Consider the following 2,725-nt stretch of genomic DNA (forward strand, 5'->3'; position numbering starts at 1 on the left):
CGTCCTCGGCGATCATCGCCTCAAGGAGTTCTTCGAGAATCTGGGCCTTATCAATCATCGAGGTCCCTCAAGCGCTTCATCGTGTCAATGATTGTGGTTCCAGCTTTCCGCTCGGCCGTGACGGATAGGTCGGTCCCGTCTGGGAACACCTGCATTCCCGGCTCGGTTCCGAGCGCCTTCACGATGTTTTCGTACCGGACACGGGCGTGGGTGAGCTGGTTGGCCCAGCCGATGTTGCGACGGTTCTCCGGCAATGCCTCCAGCGTGATGATCACCTTGGCGAACCGGTCGCGCATGCGCTCTAGGTTTTTCTGCTCGCTGATGATGGCTGTCCGTGCCAGGTGGAGGCAGCCATTAAAACATTCGAGGTGTTTGGGGCAGGGGTCGCTGGTGAAGCTGTTCATACATAGGCCATAGGGCGTGACGTGCAGCCCGTCCGCCTCGGCATTCAGGTAGTCGAAAGCCGCCTCGTCCCCGTACTCGCGCTGGACCCTACGGAACTCATCGACCACGGGACCCCGCGCCTTGTTCGCCGAGATAAGCTTGAAGACTTGCAATGCCTTGTCGCCAAGCCGCTCCTCCGCTTCCGGAGGAAGATCGATGTTGGCAAGGTCCTCGGCCAAGCTGCGGTGATCGTAGACGTGGCTTTGCTGGACGCTGCGCCGATTGAACTTCTTGGTGATGATCGTGTCGGCGACGCCGAGGCGGAACAGCTCGGTGTTCTGAAGGTGACGCAGAGCGTGCGTCTTCATCGTAAAGGCGCGATCCTCTTCAGTCAGGCCGTAGCGGGCGAAGATGCAGGTTTGACCGCCGTAACCACCAAGGGTTCTTTTCAGGTCTTCGACATCGAGACGACCGACGGCTGAGTAGAGGGTTGTGTCCAGGACGCCGTCATTGCGCCCCTCGATCAGGTTCCGCACGGGCACGACAAACATCATCTCGTAGGGGTACAGTGGAGTTCCATCGGTCGTCGTCGTCGGACTGGTATCGGAGAGCTTGGTGGCGCGGCTATCACGAATATGGCGTTCCACATCTCCGACACGGATATACGCCGTCCGCCAGTCGATCCTTCCATCAAGCGGGACACCTGATGCATTCCGAACAGGAATTTGCTTTTGCTCTGGGTTGGTCCAGAAGGCCGACAGGCCGCGCTGCTTCCGTCCGGCCTGCATGTTCCGGACCTCCGCTAAGAGCGACGGGTCGTAACTCCTGCGGTAGGCTTGCAGCAAATCCGGCGGGACTTCGACATCCGTAAAGATGGCGTTGCCTGTCATTCGAACATACATCTCTGACGCAGGAACGAGCGCATCCTCGGCGTATTCTGGAAAGATGCGGCCAGTCGCCGTCTGTCGTCTCAACCGCTCTCGCAAAGGCGCAGTGATCTTTTCAATGTGATCGAGCGTCTCCACGAGAATCTCCTCGAACATCGGCGGGACGTGCTGAGTGTTCTCGTACAAGGAGAGGCCGTCCTGACGCTCGTCATCTTCCTGCTTTTCAGCAAAATGCCGGATCATCAGCGAACGGGAGAACCCGCCATGTTCCCCGGCCGGGCGGCCGTCGGCGTCGAAGTATTCACGCCATCTCTTCCAGTCCAAAGGTAGCAAGGCAGTTTCACCAATCCGGAAGCCCATGATGATCTGCACTCGGAATGCCGCGAACCGGATGGCGTCGGAGAACGTTCGTGGCGTCTCGGTGAAGACGATACGAACAAGTTCCCAGAAAGCACGCTCGTCCGGCAGCTTTGCCGTCGATTTTCTTTCAGCCAGGGTTCGGCGAAGGCCATCCCGCCCGCCGTGAGCGTTTTGCTTCTTGCGCAGCGTTTCAGCCTGCTGCTGGGCGGACAGGGACTCATTGGTCGGGTAGGGAATGCAAAACCGGGCGAGAGCCGGGATGTCTGCGAGTTTTTGACCGTCAAGGATGTTCCGCACGCTACCGGCGAAGTCCAGCGCTAGTTTGCCGGAGCCCGCCGACTGAAGGACGGCGTTGTAGGCTTGTTGTACCTGCTCAGGTTTCACAGCCCAAGGCGGCGTATCTTCGGCAGCGGGAGCCAGTCGCCGGATACCCTGGGCGACCTGCATCGCGCTGAGCGGCTTCGTCTTGCGGACAAGAAGGTGATGTACAAACACAGCCTGGTACAGTTCACGCCAATGCAGCGTCATCGGCGCGACGGGAAGGGGACTTTGGTTCATCCTCTTCCTGATCTCGTTGAGCTTCTCGTGCGCATTCGGATCGACACCGACCTGCCCCAGATAAAGGGCGGGCGGCGGGAACATGCCGACAAGCCTGGTCAGGTCCCAACGCGTTTCCTTGCTTACCTTTCCCTGATCATCGTAATCGAGGTCCCAGATCAACCCGCGTTCGGCCGCCAACTTCTTGGCCGTCGCGATGTATTCCGCATAGAACGGGTTCATGAGTGACGCTCTTGGGTTCGGTCGGATTTCAACTCTTCAACGACCCGGCGGACCGCATCCATCGTGGCTTTGAGCTGAGCGTAGGCGGGAGATTGCTCGTTATTCCGTGACGCAGATGCAAATTCGACGACGACCGGACGAAGGCTTTCGAGCACTTCCTCGTGTATTTCCGGTTCCCCAAGCGGCATGAACCTAGAACAGGTGTAGCAAGCCATGACGGGGTTCTTCGTACAAAGGCTCTGACCGAGTCCACAGCCACCGATCCCGGCAATGGGAACGCCGTGCGGCACGCCGCCAATCTGCTGGTCTGGTGG

1 protein-coding gene and 1 pseudogene are annotated in these 2,725 nt (G+C 59.1%); both read right to left on the bottom strand.

Annotation, left to right across the window (positions count from 1 at the left end; all coding sequences use genetic code 11):
- Nucleotides 1–50: 50 nt before the first annotated feature.
- Complete coding sequence (locus ACI2KA_RS26865) at nucleotides 51–2,411, bottom strand: hypothetical protein (RefSeq protein ID WP_404505474.1); 2,361 nt, start codon at nucleotides 2,409–2,411, stop codon at nucleotides 51–53.
- Nucleotides 2,408–2,725 (bottom strand): annotated as a pseudogene (locus ACI2KA_RS26870) (site-specific integrase); the annotation flags it as partial. The pseudogene ACI2KA_RS26870 and the gene ACI2KA_RS26865, both read right to left, overlap by 4 nt.

The sequence above is a fragment of the Agrobacterium sp. NPDC089420 genome (genome assembly GCF_044900305.1).
In the GTDB taxonomy this organism is placed as follows: domain Bacteria; phylum Pseudomonadota; class Alphaproteobacteria; order Rhizobiales; family Rhizobiaceae; genus Agrobacterium.